The 25,469-nt window shown below is 62.2% G+C and carries 25 protein-coding genes and 1 pseudogene; 10 read left to right on the top strand and 16 right to left on the bottom strand.

Annotated elements, in window-relative coordinates:
- Positions 1–125: 125 nt before the first annotated feature.
- Both NCT05_RS23805 and NCT05_RS23810 read right to left on the bottom strand, forming a co-directional pair.
- On the bottom strand, positions 126–1,403 hold the full coding sequence (locus NCT05_RS23805; RefSeq protein WP_033536226.1) for an MFS transporter: 1,278 nt from the start codon (positions 1,401–1,403) through the stop codon (positions 126–128).
- A gap of 26 nt (positions 1,404–1,429) precedes the next feature.
- A complete protein-coding gene (locus NCT05_RS23810) occupies positions 1,430–2,797 on the bottom strand; it encodes a M20 family metallopeptidase (RefSeq protein WP_284504370.1) in 1,368 nt (455 codons plus the stop codon).
- Between the two features lie 169 nt (positions 2,798–2,966).
- Between NCT05_RS23810 and NCT05_RS23815 the strand changes: the two genes are divergently transcribed.
- Positions 2,967–3,902, top strand: coding sequence for a LysR family transcriptional regulator (locus NCT05_RS23815; protein ID WP_034473156.1), 936 nt, complete (start codon positions 2,967–2,969; stop codon positions 3,900–3,902).
- Between the two features lie 4 nt (positions 3,903–3,906).
- On the opposite strand, the gene NCT05_RS23820 is transcribed toward NCT05_RS23815, so the two are convergent.
- From NCT05_RS23820 to NCT05_RS23835, 4 genes are read right to left on the bottom strand one after another with little or no spacing between them, the layout of a single operon-like run.
- Complete coding sequence (locus NCT05_RS23820; RefSeq protein ID WP_250503317.1) at positions 3,907–4,287, bottom strand: VOC family protein; 381 nt, start codon at positions 4,285–4,287, stop codon at positions 3,907–3,909.
- Between the two features lie 59 nt (positions 4,288–4,346).
- The gene (locus NCT05_RS23825; RefSeq protein WP_250459914.1) at positions 4,347–5,603 is read right to left on the bottom strand and encodes a DUF3734 domain-containing protein; all 1,257 of its coding nucleotides are present in this window, start codon (positions 5,601–5,603) and stop codon (positions 4,347–4,349) included.
- Positions 5,604–5,618: 15 nt separating this feature from the next.
- On the bottom strand, positions 5,619–6,401 hold the full coding sequence (locus NCT05_RS23830) for a 3-hydroxybutyrate dehydrogenase (protein ID WP_008348415.1): 783 nt from the start codon (positions 6,399–6,401) through the stop codon (positions 5,619–5,621).
- A 21-nt stretch (positions 6,402–6,422) separates the two neighbouring features.
- Positions 6,423–7,202, bottom strand: a complete 780-nt coding sequence (locus NCT05_RS23835) for an acetoacetate decarboxylase (RefSeq protein ID WP_034473154.1) — start codon at positions 7,200–7,202, stop codon at positions 6,423–6,425.
- A gap of 281 nt (positions 7,203–7,483) precedes the next feature.
- Here NCT05_RS23835 and NCT05_RS23840 point away from each other — a divergent pair, with 281 nt between their 5' ends.
- Positions 7,484–7,663, top strand: coding sequence for a hypothetical protein (locus tag NCT05_RS23840; RefSeq protein WP_033536228.1), 180 nt, complete (start codon positions 7,484–7,486; stop codon positions 7,661–7,663).
- A 255-nt stretch (positions 7,664–7,918) separates the two neighbouring features.
- Here the strand turns inward: NCT05_RS23840 and NCT05_RS23845 are convergent, their stop codons facing one another.
- From NCT05_RS23845 to NCT05_RS23860, 4 genes are all read right to left on the bottom strand, one after another.
- A complete protein-coding gene (locus NCT05_RS23845; protein WP_033536229.1) occupies positions 7,919–8,482 on the bottom strand; it encodes a M48 family metalloprotease in 564 nt (187 codons plus the stop codon).
- A gap of 2 nt (positions 8,483–8,484) precedes the next feature.
- On the bottom strand, positions 8,485–9,345 hold the full coding sequence (locus NCT05_RS23850; protein ID WP_008348423.1) for an oxidoreductase: 861 nt from the start codon (positions 9,343–9,345) through the stop codon (positions 8,485–8,487).
- Between the two features lie 87 nt (positions 9,346–9,432).
- Positions 9,433–9,714 carry a hypothetical protein gene (locus tag NCT05_RS23855; RefSeq protein ID WP_250503318.1) on the bottom strand — a complete coding sequence of 94 codons (282 nt, stop codon included), beginning with the start codon at positions 9,712–9,714 and terminating at the stop codon, positions 9,433–9,435.
- Between the two features lie 38 nt (positions 9,715–9,752).
- Positions 9,753–10,370, bottom strand: coding sequence for a hypothetical protein (locus tag NCT05_RS23860; RefSeq protein ID WP_250436732.1), 618 nt, complete (start codon positions 10,368–10,370; stop codon positions 9,753–9,755).
- A 484-nt stretch (positions 10,371–10,854) separates the two neighbouring features.
- On the opposite strand from NCT05_RS23860, the gene NCT05_RS23865 reads away from it, so the two are divergent.
- Entirely contained in the window at positions 10,855–12,009 is a 1,155-nt protein-coding gene (locus NCT05_RS23865) for a porin (protein ID WP_250503332.1), read from the top strand.
- 171 nt (positions 12,010–12,180) lie between these two features.
- Here NCT05_RS23865 and NCT05_RS23870 read toward each other — a convergent pair whose 3' ends face one another.
- The 3 genes from NCT05_RS23870 to NCT05_RS23880 form a co-directional block, all read right to left on the bottom strand.
- Positions 12,181–12,741 (bottom strand): ProQ/FinO family protein, encoded by a 561-nt coding sequence (locus NCT05_RS23870; RefSeq protein WP_175981146.1) that lies wholly within the window; start codon positions 12,739–12,741, stop codon positions 12,181–12,183.
- A 117-nt stretch (positions 12,742–12,858) separates the two neighbouring features.
- Positions 12,859–13,125: a hypothetical protein gene (locus tag NCT05_RS23875; RefSeq protein WP_250436735.1), complete on the bottom strand. Its 267-nt coding sequence runs from the start codon at positions 13,123–13,125 to the stop codon at positions 12,859–12,861.
- 164 nt (positions 13,126–13,289) lie between these two features.
- Positions 13,290–13,934 carry a TetR/AcrR family transcriptional regulator gene (locus NCT05_RS23880; protein WP_250436737.1) on the bottom strand — a complete coding sequence of 215 codons (645 nt, stop codon included), beginning with the start codon at positions 13,932–13,934 and terminating at the stop codon, positions 13,290–13,292.
- A gap of 95 nt (positions 13,935–14,029) precedes the next feature.
- Here NCT05_RS23880 and NCT05_RS23885 point away from each other — a divergent pair, with 95 nt between their 5' ends.
- The gene (locus tag NCT05_RS23885) at positions 14,030–15,151 is read left to right on the top strand and encodes an MBL fold metallo-hydrolase (RefSeq protein WP_175981151.1); all 1,122 of its coding nucleotides are present in this window, start codon (positions 14,030–14,032) and stop codon (positions 15,149–15,151) included.
- On the opposite strand, the gene NCT05_RS23890 is transcribed toward NCT05_RS23885, so the two are convergent.
- Complete coding sequence (locus tag NCT05_RS23890; RefSeq protein ID WP_250503319.1) at positions 15,142–16,008, bottom strand: NmrA family NAD(P)-binding protein; 867 nt, start codon at positions 16,006–16,008, stop codon at positions 15,142–15,144. The genes NCT05_RS23885 and NCT05_RS23890 overlap by 10 nt on opposite strands.
- Positions 16,009–16,221: 213 nt before the next feature.
- Here NCT05_RS23890 and NCT05_RS23895 point away from each other — a divergent pair, with 213 nt between their 5' ends.
- From NCT05_RS23895 to NCT05_RS23905, 3 genes are read left to right on the top strand one after another with little or no spacing between them, the layout of a single operon-like run.
- Positions 16,222–17,037, top strand: coding sequence for an HTD2 family dehydratase (locus NCT05_RS23895; RefSeq protein ID WP_175981154.1), 816 nt, complete (start codon positions 16,222–16,224; stop codon positions 17,035–17,037).
- Between the two features lie 27 nt (positions 17,038–17,064).
- Positions 17,065–18,228: an acyl-CoA dehydrogenase family protein gene (locus tag NCT05_RS23900; RefSeq protein ID WP_250441058.1), complete on the top strand. Its 1,164-nt coding sequence runs from the start codon at positions 17,065–17,067 to the stop codon at positions 18,226–18,228.
- 12 nt (positions 18,229–18,240) lie between these two features.
- Entirely contained in the window at positions 18,241–19,419 is a 1,179-nt protein-coding gene (locus NCT05_RS23905) for a CaiB/BaiF CoA transferase family protein (protein ID WP_250503320.1), read from the top strand.
- Here NCT05_RS23905 and NCT05_RS23910 read toward each other — a convergent pair.
- Together NCT05_RS23910 and NCT05_RS23915 are read right to left on the bottom strand one after the other, a co-directional pair.
- Entirely contained in the window at positions 19,416–20,351 is a 936-nt protein-coding gene (locus tag NCT05_RS23910) for a LysR substrate-binding domain-containing protein (RefSeq protein ID WP_250503321.1), read from the bottom strand. The genes NCT05_RS23905 and NCT05_RS23910 overlap by 4 nt on opposite strands.
- 305 nt (positions 20,352–20,656) lie before the next feature.
- A complete protein-coding gene (locus tag NCT05_RS23915; RefSeq protein ID WP_250436752.1) occupies positions 20,657–21,097 on the bottom strand; it encodes a GntR family transcriptional regulator in 441 nt (146 codons plus the stop codon).
- Between the two features lie 7 nt (positions 21,098–21,104).
- On the opposite strand from NCT05_RS23915, the pseudogene NCT05_RS23920 reads away from it, so the two are divergent.
- The 3 genes and pseudogenes from NCT05_RS23920 to NCT05_RS23930 form a co-directional block, all read left to right on the top strand.
- A pseudogene (locus tag NCT05_RS23920) lies at positions 21,105–21,938 on the top strand (cation:dicarboxylate symporter family transporter); the annotation flags it as partial.
- Between the two features lie 99 nt (positions 21,939–22,037).
- On the top strand, positions 22,038–24,779 hold the full coding sequence (locus tag NCT05_RS23925; RefSeq protein ID WP_033536231.1) for an MGH1-like glycoside hydrolase domain-containing protein: 2,742 nt from the start codon (positions 22,038–22,040) through the stop codon (positions 24,777–24,779).
- 242 nt (positions 24,780–25,021) lie between these two features.
- Positions 25,022–25,468 carry a universal stress protein gene (locus tag NCT05_RS23930; protein ID WP_008348456.1) on the top strand — a complete coding sequence of 149 codons (447 nt, stop codon included), beginning with the start codon at positions 25,022–25,024 and terminating at the stop codon, positions 25,466–25,468.
- Position 25,469 lies beyond the last annotated feature (1 nt).

The raw sequence follows: 25,469 nt of genomic DNA on the forward strand, positions 1-25,469 counted from the left end.
GCGAAAAGCGGATTATGAAACGCCGTGTGTCGGGATTCGGTGCGGATACAGTGCGATACAAAGCGAAACGCCGATTGTCGATGTCATCGGCAATCGGCGCGTTCGTATCAAAAAGAGAAGCGGACTCAGGCGGCCGCGCTCGCCGCTCGCATCTGCACCTTGCCGCGGCTCACCGCCGCGAGCGCCGCGAGACTGATCACCGCCGTGAACATCATGTAGAAGCTCGGCGCGGCCTTGCTGCCCGTCGCGCTCAGGAGCCAGATGATGATCGCGGGCGTGAAGCCGCCGAACACCGTCACGCCGATGTTGTAGCCGATCGACATGCCCGTCGCGCGCGTCGACACGGGAAAGATCTCCGACATCAACGCCGGCAGCGCGCCGAAATAGATCGCCTTGAGCAGCGCGAGCCACGCGACGAGCGCGAACAGCGACGCCACCGACACATGCGAAACGACATACGCGAACGCCGGATAGCCCGTCACGAAGAGCAGGAGCGCCGCCGTCGACATCTGCTTCACGCGGCCGATCCTGTCCGAGAGATGCCCCGCGAAAGGCGTCACCAGCGTCAGCATCAGGCCCGCGACGGTGCTCGCGGCGAAACCCGTCGATGCATCGAGATGCAGTTCGCGGATCGCGAACGTCGGCACGTATTGCAGCAGATAGTTCACCGCCGTCGATACCGTCAGCGCGCCGATCGAGATGAGCAGCAGCGCCTTTTGCTGCGTGAATACATCGCGCACGGGCGTCGACGTGTGCTCGGCTTCGGTGTAATCGGCCGCGTCTTCGAGATAGCGGCGCAGGAAAAGACCCGCCGGTCCGATCAGCAAGCCGAAGAAGAACGGAATGCGCCAGCCCCATGCGGCAAGCTCGGCGGCGGGCATCAGCTTGGCGAGCGCGAAGCCGAAAATCGACGCGAGCAAGGTCGCGAGCCCCTGCGTCGCGAATTGCCAGCTCGCGAGCAGGCCACGCCGATCCGGCGCGTGCTCGATCAGCATGGCCGTCGACGGCCCGAACTCGCCGCCCGCCGAAAAGCCCTGGATCAGGCGCGCGATGAACACCCCCGCGGGCGCGATCAATCCGATCGACGCATACGGCGGAATCACCGCGATGATCGCCGTGCCGATCATCATCAGCCCGACCGACATCATCAACGCAGCCTTGCGCCCGCGCTTGTCCGCGTATGCGCCGAGCACCATGCCGCCTATCGGCCGCACCAGATACGACGCGCCGAACGAGCCGAACGTGAGCAGCATCGACGCCGTCTCGTTCGCGGCCGGGAAGAAGTTCTTCGCGATATACACCGCGAAAAACGCATAGATCGCGATATCGAACCATTCGAGCGCGTTGCCGACCGAAGTCGCGAGCACGATTTGCGTCAGGCTCAGGGGCTTTTTGTTCATGATGTCAGCGTGTCATTAGTGGCGTTCGATCAATGCGCGTCGCGCGTGGCGACGATCGCCGCGCCCATCTCGCCGAGGTCCCACCAGAGGCCCGCCATCACGCCGAGCGATTCGCGCATGACGGAGCCGAGCACGTGTTCGTTCGGCGCGTGCTGGTTGCACGCGGGATACGAATGCGGCACCCAGAGCGTCGGCAGGCCGAGTGTCTTCGCGAAGACATCGTTGGGCACCGTGCCGCCCAGGTTCGGCAACAGCGCGGGCTTCTTGCCGGTCGTCGCGCGCATCGAATCGAGTGCCCAGTGAACCCACGGATCGTCGAGATCGAGGCGCGTCGCGGGCGTGCCGCGCGTCGCCTTGACGGTCACTTCGGTGAAGCCGTGCTGCGCGAAGTGACGTTCGAGATGCGTCTGCAGGTTCTGCCAATCCGTTCCGACGACGAAGCGCAACTGGCACACCGCTTTCGCGAACGGCGGAATCGCGTTGACGGGTGCATCGGCGTTGCCGGATTTCATCGCGAGCACTTCGAGCGCGTTCCAGCCGATCACGCGTTCGGTCGGCGTCAGGCCCGGCTCGCCCCACGTGGGATCGATCTCGGGTGAGCTTTCGTCGCGGCCCAGTTCGATATCGGCGAGGGCTTCGCGCACCGCATCGGAAATCGGCGGCGGCCGCAATCCTTCGACGACGATGCTGCCGTTGCGGTCGACGAGACTCGCGATCGCATGCGACAGCACGACGGCCGGATTGCGCAGCACGCCGCCCCAGTTGCCGGAGTGATGTCCGCCTTCGCGGAGGTTCACCGTCAGTTCGAACGGCACGCCGCCGCGCGAGCCGAGAAAGAGCGTCGGACGTTCGGCGGATACGCGCGGCCCGTCCGACGCGATGAATACATCCGCCGCGAGCGCATTCTTGTGCGCGGCGCAGACTTCATCGAGACCCGGCGAGCCGACCTCCTCGCCCGTTTCGAAGATCACCTTGACGTTGTAGCCGAGCCTGCCTGCGCGCGCCTGCAACACCGCGGCGAGCGCCGCGAAATTGACCGAATGCTGGCCTTTGTTGTCGGCGGTGCCGCGGCCGTACCAGCGGTCTTCGTCGACGACGATCTCCCACGGCTTCAGGCCCGCGCGCCATTGCTCGTCGTAGCCGCGCACGACGTCGCCATGACCGTAGGTCAGCACCGTCGGCAAGTCGTCGGATTCGTGGCGTTCGGCGATCAAAAACGGCGGGCCGCCCGCGACCGGATTGTCGACGACGCGCGCCGTAAAACCGAGGCGCGCGAGCGTGTCGCTGATCTCATCGGTGAGATACGCGTTCAGCGCGGGATTCCGCCCGTTCTGGCTCTCGGTGCGAAACGCGACGCGGCGCTGCAGGTCCGCGAAGAACGCGCCCGAATCGAACATCTTGCAAGCGATGGCGATGGCGGCTTCACGACTTTCTTGATGTTCTTTCACGACGTCTCCGGGCAATTGTGGCTACTCATTCCGGCCAGTCTAGAAACGCCAAAAATTCGCGACAATTTCAAAATTTGCGACTAGCATTGCCAAAAAGGCAACGCTCAGGGAAGGCATCGTGCTGCATGGCATCGCTCTCAAATACTTCGTAGAAGTCGCGCGCTCGGGTTCGCTGGCGGCGGCATCGGAACAGCTTCACGTCGCGGTGTCGGCGATCAGCCGGCAGATCGCGAAGCTGGAGGAACAGGCGGGCACGCCGCTATTCGAGCGCATGCCGCGCGGCATGATCCTGACGGAAGCGGGCGAATTGCTCGTGCAGCACGCGCGCCGCGCGCTCATGGACGGCGACGCGGTGCTCGCGGAGATATCGGAGATGCATGCGCTCGGGCTCGGGATCGTGCGTATCGGCTGCACGGAGGGTTTCACGCGCTGCTTTTTGCCGAGCGTGATGGCGTCGCACTATCGCGCGCATCCGGGCACGCGTTTCGTGATGCGTTCGGGTACGCCGGGACAGGTCGAGCATTGGGTGGCGAGCGGCGAAGTCGATGTAGGCCTTGCGTTCTCGACATCGACATCTACCGCGCTGAGCGTCGAATACAGCGTGAAGGCGCCGGTCTGCGCGCTGCTGCCACCGACGCATCCGCTGGCGGGCAAGGCGAGCATCACGCTCGATGACGTGCTTCAGTACCCGACCGCCGTGCTCGATCGCGGCACGACGGTGCGCCAGCTGATCGACTGGTGCTGCTCGGCGCGCGGCGTGCATCTCGAGCCGGTTCTGACGAGCAACAACTCGAGCGCGATGCATCATTTCGCCGCGCTCACCGGCGCGATCACGCTCGGCAGCGCGGTCGCGCTCGAAGGCGATCCGGGCCCGCCGACGCTCGTCGCGACGCCCATCGACGAGCCTTTGCTCAACGAGCGCCTGCTGCAGGTCACGGTGATGCGCGAGCGGCGTCTGCCGCCTGCCGTCGATCAGTTTCTCAAGACGCTGACCGATGCGTTGCGCGAAAGTCTCGGTGCGCCGGCCGCGCGCGCGAAGCGAAAAAAGCGCTGACCCGTCATTGCGTCGCGACCCACCACGTCGTTCCGGCGGCATCGCGAAAGCCGCCGCGAAAGTCGTCGTCGTCGCGTTTGCGCGCGGGCGCCTGCACGCTTTGCGCGCCGTGCCGGAGCGCGCGATCGTAGACGGCTTGCGCATCGCGCACGTAGACGTGGATGTGCGGACCCTGCGATTGCTGATCGGTCGCGCCGCCGCCGATCATCACGACGCTATCGTCGATACGCAATTCGGCGTGCATCAGCGTGCCATCTGGACGATCGAAGCGGCGCAGCAGTTGTGCATCGAAGACACGTTCGAGGAATGCGATGATCGCCGGCGCGTTTGCGCAGACGAGATAGGGACTGACGGACGTGTAAGTCGCGGGTTTCCAGTCGGGCATGGCTTGCCTCGCAGGCGTTGTGACGAGGCTAACCAGAGTAATTCAAACGCCGCAACGCTTCAAACGCCTTCGACCACGTCATCCAGTTTGTTCGCCGCCGCCTTCGGCATGTCAGCGGTCGCCTGCGGCGCGGGTTCGTAACGATGCACGTCATGCGTCACGAAGCCGAGATCGTGACTCGGCACCTCGAACCAGTCCGGATGTCCGAACGAACGGCGAATGTCTTCCAGACCGCTCGCCCAGTGCTCGTCCATCGTATCGTTGCTGAACTCGTAATCCTTGTAGTGCCCTTCGAAAAACTTGTTCTTGTAGATGAGATGCACGACGTTCACCGCGCCGCCATCCGCGACCTTCTGCGCCTCGCGCAGCAGCGGATGCGAGCGGCGCGTCTTTTCCGGAACATGCTCCAGCAACTCCTTGATGAGTCGCGCATGCTTCTGGTTATGCGAAACGAAATCGGTGATGGCGCGCGTTCTGCTCGAATACTGAATGTCTTTCGTGCGCTCGCTGACATCGAGAAAATCGCCGGGCAACGTGCCGCGCGCGCTCCACAGGTCCACCTGAAACACGAGCGTGTCCTTGTGCTGACTTTCGCGGATGATCTCCGTCAACGGCGTATTCGATACGAGCCCGCCGTCCCAGTAGAACTCGCCGTCGATCTCCACAGCCGGAAAGCCCGGCGGCAACGCACCCGATGCCATGAAGTGCTCGGGCTCGAGCCGCATCTTCGTGTTGTCGAAGTAGACGAGATTGCCCGTGCGTACGTTCACCGCGCCCACCGATACACGCATCGCGCCATCGTTGATGCGGTCGAAATCGGCGAACTGCAGCAGCGTCGCGCGCAACGCGGACGTATCGTAAAAGCTCACGTCGCTTGGGCGTCTGCTCTTCGCATGCGTCAAAGGCAAATGCACGCGCGGCGAGAAGAAGCCCTTCTGCCCTTCGGTGAGCGCGCGCGCCGCGGCCCACATGCTCGAAAACTTGCGGCCGATATTCGCGAAGCCGAACGCGGCGGGCATGAACGCGCCCACATGCCCGACGAGATCCGCGGGCTGGCAGATCGTGTTCCAGAACCCGCGCAGCGCGGCCACGCGATTCTCGGGCGCGTTGCCCGCGATGATCGCGGTATTCAACGCGCCGATCGAAATGCCCGAGGTCCATGTGGGATCCACGCCCACTTCGGCGAGCCCTTCGAACACGCCGGCCTGATACGAACCCAGCGCGCCGCCGCCTTGCAGCACGAGGCAAACGTCATCGTAGTCGGGCAGCGCGACGTGATTCGCCTGCGTGAGTGTGTTGCGTTGACTGCGGCGCATGGATTCTCCTTGTCGTTATTGCATGAACCAGCCGTGACTCACGACGACCGATTGCCCGGTCAGCGCATTCGATTCGAAGCCCGCGAGGAACGCGACGGTGTTCGCGACATCGGCGACCGTGGTGAATTCGCCATCGACCGTTTCCTTCAACATCACGTTCTTCACGACTTCTTCTTCCGAAATGCCGAGCGCCTTCGCCTGCTCGGGAATCTGCTTTTCGACGAGCGGCGTGCGCACGAAACCGGGACACACGACATTCGCGCGCACGCCGCGCGGACCGCCTTCCTTCGCGACGACGCGCGCGAGCCCGAGCAAGCCATGCTTGGCCGTCACATAGGCCGACTTCAGCTTGGACGCTTCATGCGAATGCACCGATCCCATGTAGATGATCGAGCCGCCCTTGCCCGACGCGTACATATGTCTGATCGCGGCTTTCGTCGTGAGAAACGCGCCGTCGAGATGGATCGCGAGCATCTTCTTCCAGTCGGCGTATGCATACTCTTCGATCGGCGCGACGATCTGAATGCCCGCGTTCGATACCAGCACGTCGATACCGCCGAGCTTCGCCACCGTTTCTTCGATGCCCGCGTTCACGGCATCTTCGCTCGTCACGTCCATCGACACGGCGATCGCCTTGCCGCCCGCTTCGACGATGCTGTCCGCAACCTTCTGCGCATTCGCGAGATTCAGATCGGCGATGACGACCGCCGCGCCATCGGTCGCGAGCTTGCGCGCCGTCTGTTCGCCGATGCCGCTCGCAGCGCCCGTCACGAGCGCGACTTTTCCTTGCAGTGCCATGTGAATACTCCTTTGCCGTTGTTATTGGTTGACCGCGAGCTTGAGTTCATCGGGCGGCGCGAGATAGTCGTATGCGACTTCGCCGATATCGAGCGTGAGATTCGCGATGACATGCCGCGCGCCGACGACCTTGCGCACCGGCAAATCAGCGACCGGCGCGAGCGCATGAGCGTGCAGTTCGAGCGCGGCCGGACCTTCCCATGCACCGATCACGCTCACGTCGCGCAGAAAGAAGCGCACGAGTTCGCACACGCGCGCAGTGCCGTCGACATGCGGCAGCACTTTCAGCAGATAGTTCGGCGTATCCGCGAGCTTCCTGCGTTCGGCTTCGAGATCGAGCGGACGATACTTGTAGCCCATCGTGCCCGTCGCGATGCGTTGCGTGCCGTAGTCGAGCGTGCCGAGCAGCGTGTCCTTGCCATCGACGCCAAGACGCGGCGACGCGAGCTTCTTCGGAAAGCCCCAGATTTCGCGGCCGCCCGCGATCGGACCTTCGTCGTCGAGATACATTGCATGCGTATAGCTGCCCTTCTTGCCATCCGGATCGATGACGGAAATCACCTGGCCGCTTTCGGTGTAATCGCCGAAACCGGATGAATCCGGCATGCGAATGAATTCGTAATGTACGAGACCGTTATCCACTTCGAGCGGCTCCGGAACCACGGCGCGCAGCGCGTCGGGATCGGTCTCGTAGGAAATGATGAAGTACTCGCGATTGAGAAAGCGGAACGGCGGACGCGGATAAGCGGGATTGAGCACAGGCATGGCGAACGCATTCCTGCGGATGTCGTCTTCTTTCACTGGATCGTCCCTGAGTTGAGAACAGGCACGATAGTAGATGCAGTTGATGACATTTGTCGCGGACGGCAGGCAGCGGATCGGCGTTTATGAAAGCAGTGCGAATCGACAAAAATCCCGCTGCTTCAACGCCTTATGCCCGCCCACTGATGAATTGCCTTTTTTTGTGCAATATACTGTTGCCTCAGCGGCGTCGGCACGACGAGGAACCGGGCGATGCCGCGCGTCTCTCAAGCGCATGTCGATTCATCTTTCTAAGGCCATCTCCTCCAAGCGAGTCCCCGATGAAAACGTCCTTGAAGAAATCTCTCGTGCTTCTGGTGCTGGCGGCGTTTGCCGCGCCGACGCTGTCGTTCGCGGCCGCGGAGTATCCCGACAACAAGCCGCGGCCCGCCTATAAAAAGAAAGGCCAGAAGCATCATCACAAGAAGTCGGCGACACCGCCCGCTTCGCAGACGCAATAAGACGGCACGGCTCATAAAGGCACGGGCGTCCGTTAAGGACGCCCGTGCCTTTTCATTGGATGACGCGTCTTGTCAGGCCGCTTCGATTCGTTGCGCCACGAGATTCAGCACGCGTTCCAGCACATCGCCATCGACCGGCTTCACGAGATGATCCCGGACCTTCGTTTTCGACGGAAATCGCGCCGCCATGCAATTCGACGAGATGCTTCGCGAGCGCCAGCCCGACGCTATCCATCGAGGCATTACGCGCGGCAACTATTGCGACGTCGACACGAGGCGCGCACGCATCGCATCGAGGCGCGCTGCATCGACATGTCCGCGCGCCGCCATTGCTTCGAGCGCAGCCAGGGCCAATGCCGGGCCGCAAAGCGCGGCGGCTTTCGCATCCGCATCGAGTTCGAAGGCGGCGGCGCGTTTTGCGGCGCGCACGCTCCAAATCTTCAGACAGACGAACAAAGTGAACGCGAAGCCGATACCGGGAAAGGTGATGCGCCAGAGATCATCTTCCGATGAAATCGCGAAGACGATGCACGGTACCGATAACAGCATCATCACTGAAAGCACGGTCCATGCGAAATCGAGCAGCATCGTCTTGCGTTGCGTCGCGTGCCCGACTTCGTGCGCCACGACGATACGAAGCAACGGCTCCGGCAACGCGAGCGTGGCGCGATCAAGTTCGATGCGATTGAACAAGGCTTCGTAGCACGGTCCGTTCGACGTATTCACGAAGCGCACGCGCGGCGTTGCAACGTGCAGAAGAGCGGCATCGTCGGCGACGAGCGAGAGGATGCGCTGTTCCTGCGCGGCGAGCCGCTTCATGATCACTGCACCGGGTTATCGGCCCACTGGCTGCGCGCCTGCCATGCGTCGATATCGGCGTTGAGCTTCGCGAGCTTGTTGCGCACGAGTTCGAGTCCGGGGCCGCCGAGCACGAGATGTCCCGGCGGCTCCGGCGATGTGACCGCTTCGATGATGACCTGCGCCGCGCGCGCCGGATCGCCCGGCTGCTTGCCGCTTCGCTCCGCGATCGCCGCGCGCCGCGTGCCCGAAGTCTGCGCGTAATCGTCGATCGGATTGCGCGTCTGCTTCAGCGAGCGGCCCGCCCAGTCCGTGCGAAACGGGCCGGGCTCGACCGCCGTCACCTTGATGCCGAGCCCTTCCGTTTCGCGTCCGAGCGCTTCGCCGAGACCTTCGAGCGCGAACTTCGTCGCGGCGTAATACCCGCTGCCCGGATTGCCGACCAGCCCGCCCACGGATGTGATGTTGACGACATGTCCCGAGCGGCGCTCGCGCATACGCGGCAATACGGCTCGGATCATCGCGGCCGCGCCGAAGAAGTTCGCTTCGAACATCGCGCGCACTTCGTCTTCCTCGCCCTCTTCGACAGCCGAGAGATAGCCGAAGCCCGCGTTGTTCACGAGCACGTCGATATGATCGAAGGCGGCGTAGGCATCGGCGATTGCAGACTTGATTTCATCGGCACGCGTGACGTCGAGACGCACGGCGATCGCTCGTCCTTCGCCACGCTCGACGAGATCGCCGACGCTATCCGGATTGCGCGCGGCCACGACAGCGCGCCAGCCCTTGTCGATCACGGCGGAAGCGAGTTCGCGGCCGAAGCCGGTCGAACATCCGGTGATGAACCAGACGGGCGTATCGTGGCTGCCTTTCGAAGCTGTCATTGCGGTTCTCCATGTAAGCGGATCTCGCTACATGTTGAAGCAATTTCAACGCGCGTGCTTGCGGGCTCCTCGTCGAACGGCAGTGACTTATCGCATTGCCGGCATGCGAATGGCGCGATGATTCCGCGGCTCGAACAGAACCGCCTGCTCGACACGCGCCGCGATCTTTTTCCATCCGGCGAGCTCTTCGTCGAGCACGGCAAGCGTCAGAAGAATGCGTTCACGATCGTGATTCGTGCGCGCGAGCGTCGCGCTTTCACGCATCGAGACGAGCGTGGCCCCGCGCTCGGCGATCTGCTTCGCGATTCTTTCCCGCAGGCGTTTCAGCGATTCGTCCATGTTCGTATGACCGGTTGGTGTCGCCGTCATACGCGCAAACTTCGCGCCCGATCATGTTCGTGGATGCTTCATCCCGCATCGCCCGCGCTGATCGCGGTTTGCATGCTCCTCAACAGCTTCGTCAGATAGCGCAATAGGCCGACCGTATCGCCGAATTCGATGAAACCCGGCTTCACACCATCGCTGAAGAGCAACGTTCCGTCGAGCGAGTGATCGACGATCAAGCCGGCGTAAGCAGCGTGCGGCATGTAGTCGTCGCCGGCGAGGCTGAACGTATTGCCGTTCACGGCCGCATCGCGCAGACGCATCAAAAACTGCACTTCGGGCGCGCGCGACGCCGACAAGCGATGGATATCGAAGTATTCGGCGACCGCGAGGATCGCATTCGAGCAAGGCACGGTCAGCGCGAACGCGATGCGCGCATCGGCCGTATCGAACGATGGCCACGACCGCGCGTCTTCCGGCGGCGGGCTTTTGGTGGGCGTGCCGTCCTCGCTGTGCGCGTGCGCTTCCGGATGCGAGCGCTTGCGCGCAAGTAGGGGCTGCGCCTTCGCGAAGTCCGGCGGCGGCGCGCCGCGCTCGATCCAGTCGGACAGCAGGCTTGCGTAGGCATGGAGCGCGGTCAATTGCGCGTCGATGAACGCGACGCCCGCTCGGCAGGCGTCATGGTGTTTTTGCTCGGTCATACCGTCTCCCTTGTTTTTTGAGTTCGATCTAAAGACACACCCGCGTTGCTTGCATGATCGCCTGCCCTGCGTTGCAATGCGCGCGCCTGTTCGCAGGCCGTGGTGCGGCGGGATGGACCGTTAGTTGCAGACGGTGCATGGAGAATCGGGTGCCGCTCGTGACGCTGCTGTGGAAGAAACGCTACAAGGCGCTTCGCGGAATTTACCGATACCTGACGACGCGCTATATTCCACCGGCTATAGCGTCAGTCGCCGGCCGAAGGTGCCGAGGCAACGCGACTTGCCTGCGTTCTTGCAACGGGACATCGCTCGTTTCGTCTGACGAAGTGCCCTACCCATCACGAAGCACTCGACCTTTGCGAAATTCCTTCGCGAAGCCGGGATGGCCGCGCTCGCGCTCAACGAATGCGTGGCGGCGATTCCTGAACCGGGCCGCGTCGAGCGGCATCCGCTTCACGCGGACAACACCAAGGAAGAAAGAAGAATGAAGAAGCACATCGTAGCGGCGGCCGTTCTCGGCATGTTCGGCATCGCGGCACACGCGCAAAGCAGCGTCACGCTATACGGGATCATCGATGCGGGCATCACCTATGCGAATAAAGTCGCGACCGCGAGCGGCCACGACAGCCTAGTGAAGTACGGCGACGGCGTCGCGTCGGGTAGCCGCTGGGGCCTGCGCGGCACGGAAGATCTGGGCGGCGGTCTCAAGGCGATCTTCGTGCTCGAAAGCGGCTTCAACAGCGGCGACGGCACGCTCGGGCAGGGCGGCGCGTTGTTCGGCCGTCAGGCGTATGTCGGTCTGGCGAAGACCGATTTCGGCTCGCTGACCTTCGGCCGTCAATACTCGTTCTCGACCGACTATCTCGGCAGCAACTACACGATGGGCAGCCAGACGGCCGCCGGAAATTACGCGTATCACATCAACGATCTGGATCAGCTGACGTCGAGCCGCATCAACAACGCGGTCAAGTTCAGCAGCGCCAATTTCCACGGCGTGACGTTCGGCGCGATGTATGGCTTCTCGAACTCGACGAACTTCGCGGGTTCGCCCACGACGGGAACGGGCACGTCTGCCGTGCAAGGCGCCTCAAGCGCGTACAGCTTCGGTTTGAACTATGCGCAAGGCCCGTTCGGCATCGGCGCGGCGTACACGAACATCCGCTATCCGAATGGGGCGACGCCGGCGTTCAGCGTGAGCATCGCGAACGTGAACACGCAAGGGCTGCGCGATCTGGAAACGTACGGTATCGGCGCGCGTTACACGATCGCCGCCGCGACGATCTGGGCGAATTGGACGCATACGCGCTTCGAGCCGATCACGGCTGCATCGTCGAACCTGAACAACTTTGAAATCGGCGGCAAGTACGCGTTCACGCCGGCGCTGAACGCGGGCCTCGGCTACACGTTCTCCGATCTCGGCGGCAACCTCGAAGGCAAGTGGCATCAGATCAACGCCGTGGTCGACTACGCGCTGTCGAAGCGCACCGATGTTTATGCGAGCGGCGCGTATCAGAAGGCGTCGGGCAGCAACAACGGCACGCCGGTGCAAGCGGAGATCGGCTCGTCGGCGTCGTTCATCGGCAGTGCGGGCGCGAACACGCAGTTCGTGACGCGCGTCGGTCTGCGTCACCGGTTCTGATCGAAGGTTGATTCGAAGAAACGCGACGCTGAAAGGCGTCGCGTTTTTTGCGCCCTTTATGATTCGGATAGCGAAGCATTCGGGCCACGCCATAACGAACTTTTGGACTAGCGCGAAAGGAAAAGGGAAACCCGCGCGCGATGCGAACTGCGCGCGGTGTCGCGTCTCGCGTTACTTGGCGGATTCCGCGGACTCTGCGGCTTTCGGAGCGGAAGCGGTGGCCGAAGCCGACGCCGACGCCGAGCGCGCCAGTCGATTCGTTTCCAGATAAACGGCGCGTTCCGCATCCGCCGACGATACTTCGCCCGCTTGCGCGCCAGTCAGATCGACTCGCGGCGCACCTTGCACGAGCGCGGTCCAGTAACGGTTGCCGCGGCACCAGACCTTGATCGCCGCACGCAGTTCTTTCTCGTTGAGTCCGAGTTCTTCCGCGTGTTTCATCAGATCTTCGAAAATGCCGACCTTCAGCGGAACCTTAGGCGCGGGATTCTTCGGAAATGCGAGCGGAAAACGCTTCTGCAGCTTACCGATGGTATGCACGACAGGATCAACCGGCTTCGATGGCGCCGCGGCAGGCCTGGACGCGGCCGCCGCGGGTTTGGACGGAGCCGCCGCCTTCGCGCCCGCCGGCGCGGGACGCCGCACGCGCGGCGCCTTCTTCTTCGCTGCGTTGCTGGCAGCAGCCTGTTTTGCGAGTTGCTCTTTCAGTCCGGCGAGTTGTTCGAAGCCCATCACATCGTGCCCGTAGAAAACGTATCGCGATTTTAACAGCCTCCGGTGACGGCCTCGTTGCGGGCGGCTTTTTCGGGCGAGCATCGGTCCGAAAAAACCGCCCTCTCAGCGTCGCGCTTACTGCCCGCCCGAATAGACGTTGCAGAACGGTCGCGGACTGCAATTGCTCTGCGTGCCGCCGGTCCAGTTCGCTGTTCTCCCGCTCCTGCTCTGCCCCGGTGCCACGCCGCCATAGGCCGTGTCGCCGGACGACGCGGCGCCCTGCGCGTTCTGCTGAACGGGTGCGGGGATGGACTGCAGGGTATCGCTCGGCTCTTGCGCCTGAGTGAGGGTGACGAGGGAAAACGCGGCCACGAGCGTGGTCGTAACGAGGACGGTCTTCATGACTTTCTCCTTCGACGAAGGCTTACCGCTGCCCGACGATAAAAACCGCCAGGTGAACGCCGTGCGCAAGAATCCGCGCACTTTTAGACCCTATACCTTAATCGCGGCGAAATCTGCTTATTCGGGTTCGCGCATGAACGTTCGGCTTCTTCGCGGATGCTGCGTCACCCGTGTTCGGGCGCAGCGCGTTCGTAGCGTGCGAGAAACATGTCGGCGGCGGCTTCGGCCACTTTCTTTTGCTCGCTCTTCGATAACGGCGGCTGGCCCATCGTCACTTGCGGCCAGAACGCGAAACCCTTGACGATGCCATGCAGTTGCTGCCCTGCGAAAACAGGGTCGGTGACTGCGAGCCGGCCATCGGCGGCGGCTTTGCGAATCCAGGCCGTCACGTCTTCCTCGCGTTCGCCGATGCGCGCCACCATATCCCGCGCGCGCTCGGGCGAGTGAATGCCCGCCGCGATCGCCACGCGTGCGAGCGACAGAAACGCCTCATCGTTCATGAGGCGCAGCTTGCGCGTGAGCATCGCGAGCAATTGCGCGCGCAACGGTTCGCTCGCGCTATAAGCCACCGCATCGCCGGTCTCGCTCGTATCCCATAGCCGATGCAGGATCGCGGCGAACAGCGCCTCCTTGCTCTCGAAGTGGTTATAGACCGTGCGTTTGGAAACGCCCGCGCGCGCGGCGATGCGGTCCATGCTGGTGGCGTCGTAGCCCGCGGCGATGAACTCCGCAACGGCCGCGTTCACGATCGCGGCGCGCTTCCGGTCAGTCAGACGCTGGGGAATGTCGTTGATGTCGCTTGAATCCATCCCCACATTTTACACCGATCGGTCTACTTTTCTCTCAAAATTAAACTACACTGTGCAGTCTACTTTCCGCTTCGGGCTCACGTCCCTTCACGTTCATGACTTCGTTCGCCGATCGCATCAGCCGTGCCCTGGGTTTCGCCGCAGCAAAGCGCGGACGCGCGTTGTCGAGCGCATCGCCGCAACATGACGGCGAGCGCTTTCGCAATGTGAAGCCGCGTCCTGTCGAAGGCTTCGGCAAGACGCTGCGCATCATGTGGAACATGCTGCTCCACAAACCGCGCAACACAGTGCCGACGCAAGCGCCGACCGTCGATACCCTCACCCGCGCCGATCTGGATGCCGCGCCCGACCGCAGCCTTTTCCGCCTCGGCCATTCGACGATGCTACTCAAGCTGCGCGGCGAATACTGGCTGACGGACCCGGTGTTCGGCGAGCGCGCGTCGCCGTTCAAGAACGTCGGGCCGAAGCGCTTTCACGCGCCGCCCATCGCGCTTGGCGATCTGCCGCCGTTGCGCGGCGTGGTCCTGTCGCACGATCACTACGATCATCTCGATCGCGAAACCGTGCTTGCGCTTGCCTCGACGACAGCGATCTTTCTCACGCCGCTGGGCGTCGGCGATCGTTTGATCGAATGGGGCATCGATGCCGCAAAAGTGCGTCAGCTCGACTGGTGGCAAAGCGCGCAGATCGACGGCCTGACGTTCACCGCCACGCCCGCGCAGCACTTCTCCGGCCGCAGTCTCTTCGATGGCAACAGCACGCTGTGGGCGTCGTGGGTCATCGTCGACGATGACGTGCGCGTGTTCTTCAGCGGCGACACCGGCTATTTCGACGGCTTCGGGACCATCGGCGAGCGCCTCGGCCCGTTCGACGTCACGCTGATCGAGACCGGCGCATACGATCCGCAATGGCCGTACGTGCACATGCAGCCCGAGGAGACGGTGCAGGCGCACATCGACTTGCGCGGACGCTGGCTCGTGCCGATTCACAACGGCACGTTCGATCTCGCGATGCATCCGTGGCAAGAACCTTTCGAGCGCGTGACGGGCCTGGCGCTCGCGCGAGGCGTCGCGGTGGCGACACCGCGCATGGGCGAGCGGCTCGATCTCGAAGCGCCGCATCGCGGCGAGCGCTGGTGGCGTGATACCGTCGATGCGCCGAAGCCGGCGTCATCGTGGCGGATGTGCGCGTCGCGGGCCGAGGGCGTTCACGATTGACGTCCGGCGAGCTTGCGGATCACATCGACGATGGGCGTCTTGCCTTTGACGATATCTTCGCTACGCCCTTCGAAGTCGATCCATCCGTCGTTGAAGCCATCGAGCATCTGAATGCGCGGCATCGGATGCTTCATGCCTTGACTCGCGAACAGTCCTTCCCACGTCTCGCGTTGCACTGCCTGCGCGCGCACCGGCTTGCCGAGCACGGATGAAAACGCAGCGGCGATATCGTTCGGGCTCGTGCGTTGCGGTCCTTCCAGTTCGACGACGCGCATGCCCGTCCATGTTTCCTGCATGAGCTTCGCGGCGAGTTCGCCGATGTCGTCGGTGGCGGTCATCGGAATCGCGCGATCGAGCGGCTGCAGAAACGAATGCACGATGCCTTCGTTGCGCGCCGAATCGACATCCCATGCGCAGTTCTCCATGAACCAGCCCGGCCGCAGAAACGTGACGGGAACAGGCTGCTTGCGAAGCGCTTCTTCGAGCAGCGTGCGCTGCGTCAGAAGATTGATTTGAGCGGCTTGCGCGCCGATCGTCGACAGGCACACGATCCGGCGCGGCCTGGCACGCGCGATGGCCGCGACGATCGCATCGATGACTTCGCGCGCTTCCGGAAAACCCGGCTCGGGATCGAATTCCGACGGCGGCAGAATGAACACGGCTTGCGCGCCTTCGAAGGCGCGAGCGAGCGCATCGGCATCGGTCATCGTGGCGCGTGCGAGTTCGCAGCCGCGCGCCGACCAAACCGCGCCCTTCCTCTCATCGCGCACGACGGCGCGTACGGGCTTGCCCGCTTTCAGCAGCGCGTTTGCGAGCGCACCGCCGACTTGTCCTGTGATTCCCGTGACGACATACATGATCCGGCTCCTTTCTCGTGATGCGTTTGACTTCGACGGATCGAATGTTATGGCGCTGCATCGCGGAGAAAAATGGCCCGCGCGTCATGAGATTGATGACACCACGTCATAGGTTGAACCTATGCCCGGCACATGAAAGCGATATTTCCGCCCCGCGCGATATTTCTCTAAAGTCGTAATTCACCGGCCCCGCCCGGCAATGGAGACGACACAATGAAAACAGAGCGCGCCGTCGATATCGTTGCGCCCACATCCGTCGCGGCCCTCGCGGCCACACTCGATCACGATGCCGCCCCGCATGAAGGCGATGCCCTTCCGCCGTTGTGGCACTGGATCTTCTTCCGGCCCATTGCAAAACAGTCGCTCATCGCGGAAGACGGTCATCCGAAGAAAGGCGGCTTTCTGCCCGATCTCGGTTTGCCGCGCCGCATGTGGGCCGGCGGACGCCTGCGCTTCCCCGCGCCGGTGATCGTCGGTGAACGCATTACGCGCGAATCGACGATTCTCAATGTCAGCGAGAAGCAAGGACGCACCGGCAAGCTCGGCTTCGTGACAGTCAGGCATCGCATTTACCGCGGCGATGCGACCGCGATCGAGGAAGAGCACGACATCGTGTATCGCGAGCCGGCAGCGCCCGGTGCGCCCGCGCCCGCTCCGGTCGCCGCGCCTCGCGATGCGCAATGGCAACGCGACCTCGTTCCTGACGAGACATTGCTGCTGCGCTATTCGGCGCTCACCTTCAACGCGCATCGCATTCACTACGACAAGCCTTATGTGACGCAAGTCGAAGGTTATCCGGGACTTGTCGTGCATGGGCCGCTCATTGCCACCTTATTAATGGACCTGCTGCGCCGCGAGTTGCCCGACGCGACCGTCATCGACTTCGCATTCAAGGCGCAGCGCCCGTGTTTCGCGGGCAATACGCTGCATCTGTGCGGGCAGCCATCGGCGGATGGCAGGACTGTCGAACTCTGGTCGAAGGATCACGAAGGCTGGCTCGGCATGACGGCGCGCGCCACGCTCGGCTGACGATCTCCACACATCCGCAGGCACATCATGATCGAATCGACATCCGACGCTTATCAGGACATTCGTGAGGCCGTGCGCGATCTCTGCGGCCAGTTCACCGGCGAATACTTTCGCAAGATCGACGAAGCACGCGGTTATCCCGAAGCATTCGTCGATGCCCTCACGAAAGCGGGCTGGCTCGCCGCATTGATTCCGCAGGAATACGGCGGCTCGGGTCTGGGGCTTACCGAAGCGTCCGTCATCATGGAAGAGATCAATCGCTCGGGCGGCAATTCGGGCGCGTGTCATGGGCAGATGTATAACATGGGCACGTTGTTGCGTCACGGCTCGACGGAACAGAAGAAACGCTACTTGCCGAAGATCGCATCGGGCGAGTTGCGTCTGCAATCGATGGGCGTGACCGAACCGACCACCGGCACCGACACGACAAAGATCAAAACGACCGCGGAAAGAAAAGGCGATCGTTATGCGATAAACGGCCAGAAGGTGTGGATCTCGCGCGTGCAGCATTCGGATCTGATGATTCTGCTCGCGCGCACGACGCCGATCGCGGACGTGAAGAAGAAGAGCGAAGGCATGTCGATCTTCATCGTCGATTTGCGTGAAGCAATCGGCAATGGCCTCACGGTGCAGCCGATCCTCAACATGGTGAATCACGAAACCAACGAGCTCTTCTTCGACAATCTGGAGATTCCTGCCGAGAATCTCATCGGCGAAGAAGGCATGGGTTTCAAGTACATACTCGATGGGCTAAACGCCGAACGCACGCTGATCGCGGCGGAATGCATCGGCGATGGCTACTGGTTCATCGACAAGGTCACGCAGTATGTGAACGATCGAATCGTGTTCGGGCGTCCCATCGGGCAGAATCAGGGCGTGCAGTTTCCGATTGCGCGCGCGTACGTCAATGTCGAAGCCGCGAACCTGATGCGCTTCAAGGCATGCGAACGCTTCGACGCGCACAAGCCTTGCGGCGCGCAGGCGAACATGGCGAAGCTGCTCGCCGCCGATGCATCATGGGAAGCGGCCAACGCCTGTCTGCAATTTCACGGCGGCTTTGGCTTCGCGGCGGAATACGATGTCGAACGCAAATTCCGCGAGACGCGTCTGTATCAGGTCGCGCCGATTTCGACCAACCTGATTCTCTCTTACGTCGCCGAGCATATCCTCGGCCTGCCGCGTTCGTTCTGAAGGAGGCCGGTCATGCGCCCGCTGCAAGGCATCAAGGTCGTCACGTTCGAGCATGCAATTGCAGCGCCCTTCTGCACGCGTCAGCTCGCCGATCTCGGCGCGCGCGTCATCAAGATCGAGCGTCCAGGCACAGGTGATTTCGCTCGCAACTATGACGAACGTGTGTCGGGACTCGCATCGCATTTCGTGTGGACGAACCGCTCGAAAGAAAGCGTGACGCTCGACGTCAAGCATCCTGGAGCACTCGATGTCGTGCACAAGCTGCTCGCCGATGCCGATGTATTCGTGCAGAATCTCGCGCCCGGCGCGACGCAACGGCTCGGCCTCGATTACGACGCGTTGAAGGAGCGCTATCCGCGGCTCATCGTGTGCGATATCTCCGGCTATGGTTCCGATGGCCCGATGCGCGACAAGAAAGCGTATGACTTGCTGATTCAAAGCGAAGCGGGTTTTCTGAGCATCACGGGTTCGGAAGGCGCACCGGCGAAAGCAGGCTGCTCGATCGCAGATATCGCCGCCGGCATGTATGGCTACACGAACATACTCGCGGCGCTCATCGAACGCGGACGCACCGGGCGCGGCAAACGCATCGACATTTCGATGTTCGAAAGCATGGTCGAATGGATGGGCTATCCGCTCTATTACGCGATCGACGGTCAGACGCCGCCGCGCAAGGCGGGCGCATCGCACGCGACGATCTTCCCTTACGGCCCTTTCCCCGCAGGCGATGGCAAGACCGTCATGCTTGGCCTGCAAAACGAGCGCGAGTGGAAGAAGTTTTGCGAAATCGTTCTTCGTATGCCCGAGCTTCAGCGCGACGAGCGCTTCTGTGCAAACAGCCTTCGCGCGCAGCATCGCGACGAGTTGATGCGCCTCATCGTCGATGCATTCGCCTCATTGACGGCCGCACAGGTCATCGAACGGCTTGAAGAAGCGGGCATCGCGAATGCGCGGATGAACGACATGCACGATGTCTGGAAGCATGAACAGCTCGAAGCGCGCAATCGTTGGACACAGGTCGATACGCCCGCCGGCAAGATTCCCGCGCTCTATCCGCCGGGACGCTTCAGCGCCGATGAACCGCGCATGGACGCCGTGCCCGCGCTCGGCGAGCACACGGAATCCGTGTTGCGCGAACTGGGGCTGAATAGCGAAGCCATCGAACGCTTGCGCGCGGCGAAGGCGATCTAGGTTCGTCGCATCGTCACGCCTTGCCAGCGATCGCGGTCAATGTGCTCGGCGATCAACTCGATCAACGTCGCGCGCACGGCGACGGTCGCTGAGTTCATCGGCGCATCGTTGGGCCAGCAAATGCTGGCCGGGCGCCTGATGATCGGATCGACGATTCTGCGCATTTTCGGCAGCAACGCCTCGTTCCATTGCACGATCGCGGACGAAGGCAGAATCGTGCAGGCTCTGCCCGAATGCGCGATAAGCAAAAGCGATGGCAACGAGTCGATATCCGCAACGATGTTCAGCTCGACTTTCTCGCTCGCGAACGTGCGCTCGATCAGCAAGCGCAAGCCATTCGATGCGCCGGGCGCGACGAGTTTCACGCCCGCGAGCTTCGCAAGCGGACATGTCGATGCGCGCGGCGAGATGCCGCCGCCCGGCTCGCCCGCAAGATAAAGCGTTTCGTCGAGCACGGGCAACGCGGTGATGCCGGGTGTATCCGATTCACGAAACAGAATCGCGAGGTCGAGCCGGCCATTGGCAAGCAACTCGTTCAGATAGCCGCTCATGCTTTCGAAGAACTGCAGGCGTATGCCGGGATACCGGTCCTGAATGCGCTCGAACAGGGGCACGGCGAGAACGGATGCCATCGTCGTCGGCAGGCCGACCGCCACGGTGCCGGATTCCGCGCCCGCGCCCTTCGTCACTTCCTGCTTGAGCTGCTCCATTTGCCGCAGCACGACGCGTGCATGCCGATAGAGCGCGTCGCCCTCGGCCGTGGGGGTGACGCCATGATTGCTGCGCAGAAGGAGCGTGACGCCGAGTTCCTCTTCGAGCCGCGCCATTTGCTGGCTGAGCGAAGGCTGTGCCACGTAGAGCTTTTCCGCTGCTTTGCCGAGACTGCCGTAATCGACGATGCTGACGAAGTAGCGAAGCTGGCGAACATCCATATGAGGGTGCGAGGATCGAAGTCAGGGCGCGCTCGTGAGCGTCTGGCGCCGGTGGCCTATTCTATAGCTCGCATCGTCATACGAATCGATTCGCTTCGCTCAGGGCGCATCAATGCCCCGGTCCGTTCGGTTCGATGCAGCTCGACACGAGCGTGCTGTTTGTGCCGGCTTCCGATGCCCGCTATCGCGCAAGCCGATTAAAGCTCATGGCTTGCGTAGCCGCCCTGTTCTTGCCCATGGCGTCCTCCTTCTGCGTTATTCGGAAACGCACGCCGGATAACTTCGATAGCACGCCCGCGACGATTTTAGCCCGGCGATCGCTTGAGACGCATCGACACCGAAAAGCGCTCTGCGGGATGCACCGTCACCGATATCTCGAACGTCGCGCCGCTCGCGTCGAGATAGCGGCGCACGATTTCCAGCGCCGCCGTTCCCGCCTCGACGCGCAGGCGTCTCGCCATCTCCGCCGATACGGCAATGGCACGCACGTCCTGCTGAATCTCGTCGATGCAGCGTCCGTAACGCGCTTCGATCAGCGCGCTGATGAGCGTATCCGGGTTCTCCTTCGCGGCTTGCGCGACGTCCTCGTATTCCGGATCGATATACACATCGGTCCAGCCAACGGGCGGACTGTCCTTGTCGCCGTCGATACGCACGCTCGATATGCGCAGCCACGGTGTGCCCTGTGCGCAGCGCAGCGTCTTCGCGAGCTTCGCGGAGGTTTCGATGTGCTGCGTCGACTGCACGACGCGCGATCTCGTTTCGGAAGTGCTGTTCTCGTTCATCAACCTCGTGATGAAGCTCGCGCCGCTCGGCACGTTCGGCGCGGTCGCGTATTCGGTGGGCAGCAACGGCACGGCAGTGCTGATCGCGCTGGCGCAGCTCGTCGTGAGTTTCTATGCGGTGGTCGTACTCTTCATCGTCGTCGTCATGGGCATCATCGCGAAGCTCGCGGGCTTCAGCCTGTGGCGCTTTCTGCGCTACATCAGAGACGAGATCTTCATCGTGCTCGGTACTGCGTCGTCGGAAAGCGCACTGCCGCGTCTTCTGATCAAGCTCGAACGGCTCGGCTGCGCGAAGCAGACGGTCGGACTCGTGCTGCCCACAGGCTATGCGTTCAATCTCGATGGCACGTCGATCTTCATGTCGATGGGCGTCATGTTCATCGCGCATGGTTATGGCGTGCAGATCACGCTGGAACATCAGATCGGCATTCTGCTGCTGATGCTGCTGACGTCCAAAGGCGCAGCCACGGTTTCCGGCGGATCGTTCGTGGTGTTTGCAGCGACCGTCACGTCGACGGGCATCCTTCCCGTCGAAGGACTCGCGTTGATCTTTGGCGTGTACCGCTTCATGTCGATGGCAATCGCGACGTGCAACACCATCGGCAACAGCCTTGCGACGGTCGTCATCGCGAAGTGGTCGCGCACGTTCGATGCGGCCGTCAGCGAACGGCATCTTTATCCGGAGCGCTATCCGGAGATCGCCGAAGCAGACCGGCGGCTCGCGGACGGCAATCTTCTCCCCGAAGACATGAACGACGCGAATCGTCATCCGGACGGTATCCCGCTAAAAACGGCGCGATGATTCTCGCAGCGCGGCAATCGCCGCGCTTTTTTTCACTTCGCTTATCATCGGAAAACCGCGCATCGAACGTGCTGGATGAGCAACCGCAACGGAGGTCGCATGCCACCGCTACGCGCAATCCATCTGCTGCAAACGAAGGAAGGCTCCCGTCTGCATGGCGCCGGGCTCGACCGGTGGCGCCGCTGGGGCCCGTATCTGAGCGAGCGTCAATGGGGCACCGTTCGCGAGGATTACAGCGAATACGGCACGGCGTGGGACTACTTTCCGCACGACCATGCGCGCAGCCGCATGTATCGATGGGGGGAGGACGGTATCGCGGGATTCGGCAACGACCCGCTCGACTGGTGCGTGTCGCTCGCGTTGTGGAACGGCCGCGATCCGATCATCAAGGAGCGGCTTTTCGGTCTCACGAACGAGCAAGGCAATCACGGCGAAGACGTAAAGGAACTGTACTTCTATCTCGACGGCACGCCGACGCATTCGTACATGAAGATGCTGTACAAGTATCCGCACGATGCGTATCCGTATCAGCAACTCATCGACGAGAACAAACGGCGCGGTCCCGATCAGCCCGAATACGAACTGCCCGACACGGGCGTATTCGATTGCGACCGTTACTTCGATGTCTATGTCGAATACGCGAAGCACGCGCCCGATGACATCGTGATGCGCGTGACCGTCGAGAATCGCGCGGACGAAGCCGCGACGCTTCATCTCTTGCCGCAATTCTGGGCGCGCAACCGGTGGGCGTGGTCGAGCAAATGGGGCAAGCCGTCGCTGAAGCTCGAACACGATGCGCGCGAAGGTGCCCGCGTCATCGCGCACAATCCGTCGCATGGCGAGATGGATGTCACGGCTTCTGCGCAGGCGCCGGTCGAATGGATTTTCTGCGAGAACGAGACGAACGTTCGTCGCATATACGGCATCGAAGGCGCGGGGCCGTTCAAGGATGGCTTCAACGACTATCTCGTCGAAGGCGACGAACAGGCGATACGCCGCGATCGCGGCACGCGTTGCGCCGCGCATGTGCATCTGCAACTCTCACCGCATGAAAGTTCCGTGATGTACTTGCGCTGGCGCCCGGCATCGGTTTCGAACGATCCGCCGCTCGACCTGGCCCAGCTTTTCGCGCGTCGCGAAGCGGAAGCCGACGAGTTCTATGCGACGCTGCAACACGATATCGACGATGCCGACGCGCGTCTCGTGCAACGCCAGGCGCTCGCCGGCATGCTATGGACGAAGCAGTATTATCAGTTCGACGTCACGCGCTGGCACGACGGCGATCCGGGCCAGCCCACGCCGCCGAAAGAACGGCGGCATGGCCGCAATGCTGACTGGCGGCACATGTGCAACGGCGACATCGTATCGATGCCGGACAAGTGGGAGTATCCGTGGTACGCATCGTGGGACCTTGCGTTCCATGCGGTCGCGTTCGCGACGATCGATCCCGACTTCGCGAAGAAGCAATTGCTGTTGCTCGTGAAAGAACGCTACATGCATCCGAACGGGCAATTGCCCGCTTATGAATGGGCATTCGGCGATGCGAACCCACCCGTTCACGCATGGGCGACATGGCGCGTGTTCGAGCTCGATCGCGAGATGACCGGCATCGGCGATCACGCGTTCCTCGAGGTCATGTTCCACAAGCTGCTGCTCAACTTCGCGTGGTGGGTCAACCGCAAGGACGCCGACGACCGCAATATCTTTCAGGGCGGATTTCTCGGCCTCGACAACATCGGCATCTTCGATCGCTCGCAGCCGCTGCCGACCGGCGGACGTATCGATCAGGCCGACGGCACCGCATGGATGGCATCCTACGCGCTCGACCTCATGCAGATCGGCCTCGAACTCGCGATGACGAACGAATCATATGTCGAGATCGCGGTGAAGTTCTTCGAGCACTTCCTGTATATCGCGGAAGCCGTGAGCTGCGGCGAAGTCTGCAATACCGGCCTATGGGACGGCAGCGACGAATTCTTCTACGACGTACTGCATCTGCCGAACGGCGCGCGCGTGCCCATGCGCATTCGATCGATCGTCGGACTGATTCCGCTCTTCGCCGTTCATGTGCTCGAGGAAAGCGTGTACGGCGACTTGCCCGGACTGCGTGAACGCCTCGTATGGTTTCTCGATCATCGGCCGAACCTTGCGAAGCTCGTATCGCGCTGGACCGAGCCTGGCAAAGGCAACACGACTTTGCTTTCGCTCTTGCGCGGACATCGCATGAAAGCGCTGTTGCGCCGCACGCTCGATCAAGCGGAGTTCCTGTCGGACTATGGCGTACGCGCGTTATCCCGCGTGCATTGCGACAAGCCTTATGTGTTCGATCATGATGGCGTGAACGTCTGCATCCGGTACTTGCCCGCGGAATCGGATTCGCGCGTATTCGGCGGCAATTCGAACTGGCGCGGGCCGATCTGGATGCCGGTCAATTACTTGTTGATCGAATCGCTCTACGAGTTTCATCGCTACTACGGCGATGATTTTCGCGTCGAGCATCCGACGGGATCGGGCAAGTTTCATTCGCTGAACGAAATCGCCGACGATCTCTCACGGCGCATCAGCATGCTCTTTTTGAAAGACGAAGAAGGCAAGCGTCCTGTGATGGCCGCGTATCCGATGCTGCAAGCCGATCCGCGCTCGCAGGATCTCATTCTCTTTCACGAGTACTTTCATGGCGACAACGGGCGCGGTGTCGGTGCGTCGCATCAGACTGGATGGAGCGGGCTCGTTGCGCTGCTGCTGCAACCGCGTCTGATGAAGTTATCGCACGTGGGGCCGGAAGCGCCCGTCATGGCCGTGCGTCTGCATGAAGAAGCGAGCGCCGAGATGGGACGCTAGCGTCATGAAGCAATCGACTTCGAATGCGTAGGTGCCGAAACAGAAGCCGCCTGTCCGTCGCTTTCGACGACACATTTTTCTCGTGCGCGGGGTACCGCCGGAACGTTTGTACCATGCGGATGCGGACGATGAAAACATTCTCGTGGATCTGATTTTCGCGCTGGAATTCTGGCGCTCGCCTATACTTGAATCGTCGGTTCGCGTGTTTCTTTCATGTCCCCAGAGAACCGGAGGACGTCATCATGTTCAACCATCTGCTGGTTCCCACTGACGGGTCCGCGCTCTCCGAAGCGGCTGTCCGCATGGCGGTCTCGCTCGCCAAAGAGAACAGTGCGCGCATCACCGGTCTTTATATGGTGCGGCCATTTCATATGACCGTTTATAGCGCCGAGATGGTCGGCGCGAGTCAGGATGAGGCGCACGCCGCGGATCAGGCCCGCGCGCGGCAATATCTCGAGAATCTGCGAAGTATCGCCGCGCAGGCCGGCGTCGCTTGCGATACGGAAGCGCCGACGGGAGCGCATCCGTATGAGGCGATTCTCGATACGGCGAAAGCGCGGCACTGCGATCTCATCGTGATGGCGTCGCATGGGCACGGCGGAATTCGCGGGCTATTGCTCGGGAGTGAAACGCAGAAAGTGCTTACACATAGTCATTTGCCGATTCTGGTGGTGAGGCCGCCGGAGTGAT

Origin of the sequence: Caballeronia sp. AZ7_KS35, assembly GCF_023631045.1 — a bacterium.
Lineage (GTDB): Bacteria > Pseudomonadota > Gammaproteobacteria > Burkholderiales > Burkholderiaceae > Caballeronia > Caballeronia zhejiangensis.

Excerpts from the sequence above, each read along its gene's own strand:
- NCT05_RS23810 (WP_284504370.1), bottom strand. The coding sequence starts at position 2,797 with ATGTTCGATTCGGGCGCGTTCTTCGCGGACCTGCAGCGCCGCGTCGCG.
- NCT05_RS23820 (WP_250503317.1), bottom strand. The coding sequence starts at position 4,287 with ATGCCCGACTGGAAACCCGCGACTTACACGTCCGTCAGTCCCTATCTC.
- NCT05_RS23825 (WP_250459914.1), bottom strand. The coding sequence starts at position 5,603 with ATGCGCCGCAGTCAACGCAACACACTCACGCAGGCGAATCACGTCGCG.
- NCT05_RS23830 (WP_008348415.1), bottom strand. The coding sequence starts at position 6,401 with ATGGCACTGCAAGGAAAAGTCGCGCTCGTGACGGGCGCTGCGAGCGGC.
- NCT05_RS23840 (WP_033536228.1), top strand. The coding sequence starts at position 7,484 with ATGAAAACGTCCTTGAAGAAATCTCTCGTGCTTCTGGTGCTGGCGGCG.
- NCT05_RS23845 (WP_033536229.1), bottom strand. The coding sequence starts at position 8,482 with ATGAAGCGGCTCGCCGCGCAGGAACAGCGCATCCTCTCGCTCGTCGCC.
- NCT05_RS23850 (WP_008348423.1), bottom strand. The coding sequence starts at position 9,345 with ATGACAGCTTCGAAAGGCAGCCACGATACGCCCGTCTGGTTCATCACC.
- NCT05_RS23855 (WP_250503318.1), bottom strand. The coding sequence starts at position 9,714 with ATGACGGCGACACCAACCGGTCATACGAACATGGACGAATCGCTGAAA.
- NCT05_RS23860 (WP_250436732.1), bottom strand. The coding sequence starts at position 10,370 with ATGACCGAGCAAAAACACCATGACGCCTGCCGAGCGGGCGTCGCGTTC.
- NCT05_RS23865 (WP_250503332.1), top strand. The coding sequence starts at position 10,855 with ATGAAGAAGCACATCGTAGCGGCGGCCGTTCTCGGCATGTTCGGCATC.
- NCT05_RS23870 (WP_175981146.1), bottom strand. The coding sequence starts at position 12,741 with ATGGGCTTCGAACAACTCGCCGGACTGAAAGAGCAACTCGCAAAACAG.
- NCT05_RS23875 (WP_250436735.1), bottom strand. The coding sequence starts at position 13,125 with ATGAAGACCGTCCTCGTTACGACCACGCTCGTGGCCGCGTTTTCCCTC.
- NCT05_RS23880 (WP_250436737.1), bottom strand. The coding sequence starts at position 13,934 with ATGGATTCAAGCGACATCAACGACATTCCCCAGCGTCTGACTGACCGG.
- NCT05_RS23885 (WP_175981151.1), top strand. The coding sequence starts at position 14,030 with ATGACTTCGTTCGCCGATCGCATCAGCCGTGCCCTGGGTTTCGCCGCA.
- NCT05_RS23890 (WP_250503319.1), bottom strand. The coding sequence starts at position 16,008 with ATGTATGTCGTCACGGGAATCACAGGACAAGTCGGCGGTGCGCTCGCA.
- NCT05_RS23895 (WP_175981154.1), top strand. The coding sequence starts at position 16,222 with ATGAAAACAGAGCGCGCCGTCGATATCGTTGCGCCCACATCCGTCGCG.
- NCT05_RS23900 (WP_250441058.1), top strand. The coding sequence starts at position 17,065 with ATGATCGAATCGACATCCGACGCTTATCAGGACATTCGTGAGGCCGTG.
- NCT05_RS23905 (WP_250503320.1), top strand. The coding sequence starts at position 18,241 with ATGCGCCCGCTGCAAGGCATCAAGGTCGTCACGTTCGAGCATGCAATT.
- NCT05_RS23910 (WP_250503321.1), bottom strand. The coding sequence starts at position 20,351 with ATGGATGTTCGCCAGCTTCGCTACTTCGTCAGCATCGTCGATTACGGC.
- NCT05_RS23925 (WP_033536231.1), top strand. The coding sequence starts at position 22,038 with ATGCCACCGCTACGCGCAATCCATCTGCTGCAAACGAAGGAAGGCTCC.
- NCT05_RS23930 (WP_008348456.1), top strand. The coding sequence starts at position 25,022 with ATGTTCAACCATCTGCTGGTTCCCACTGACGGGTCCGCGCTCTCCGAA.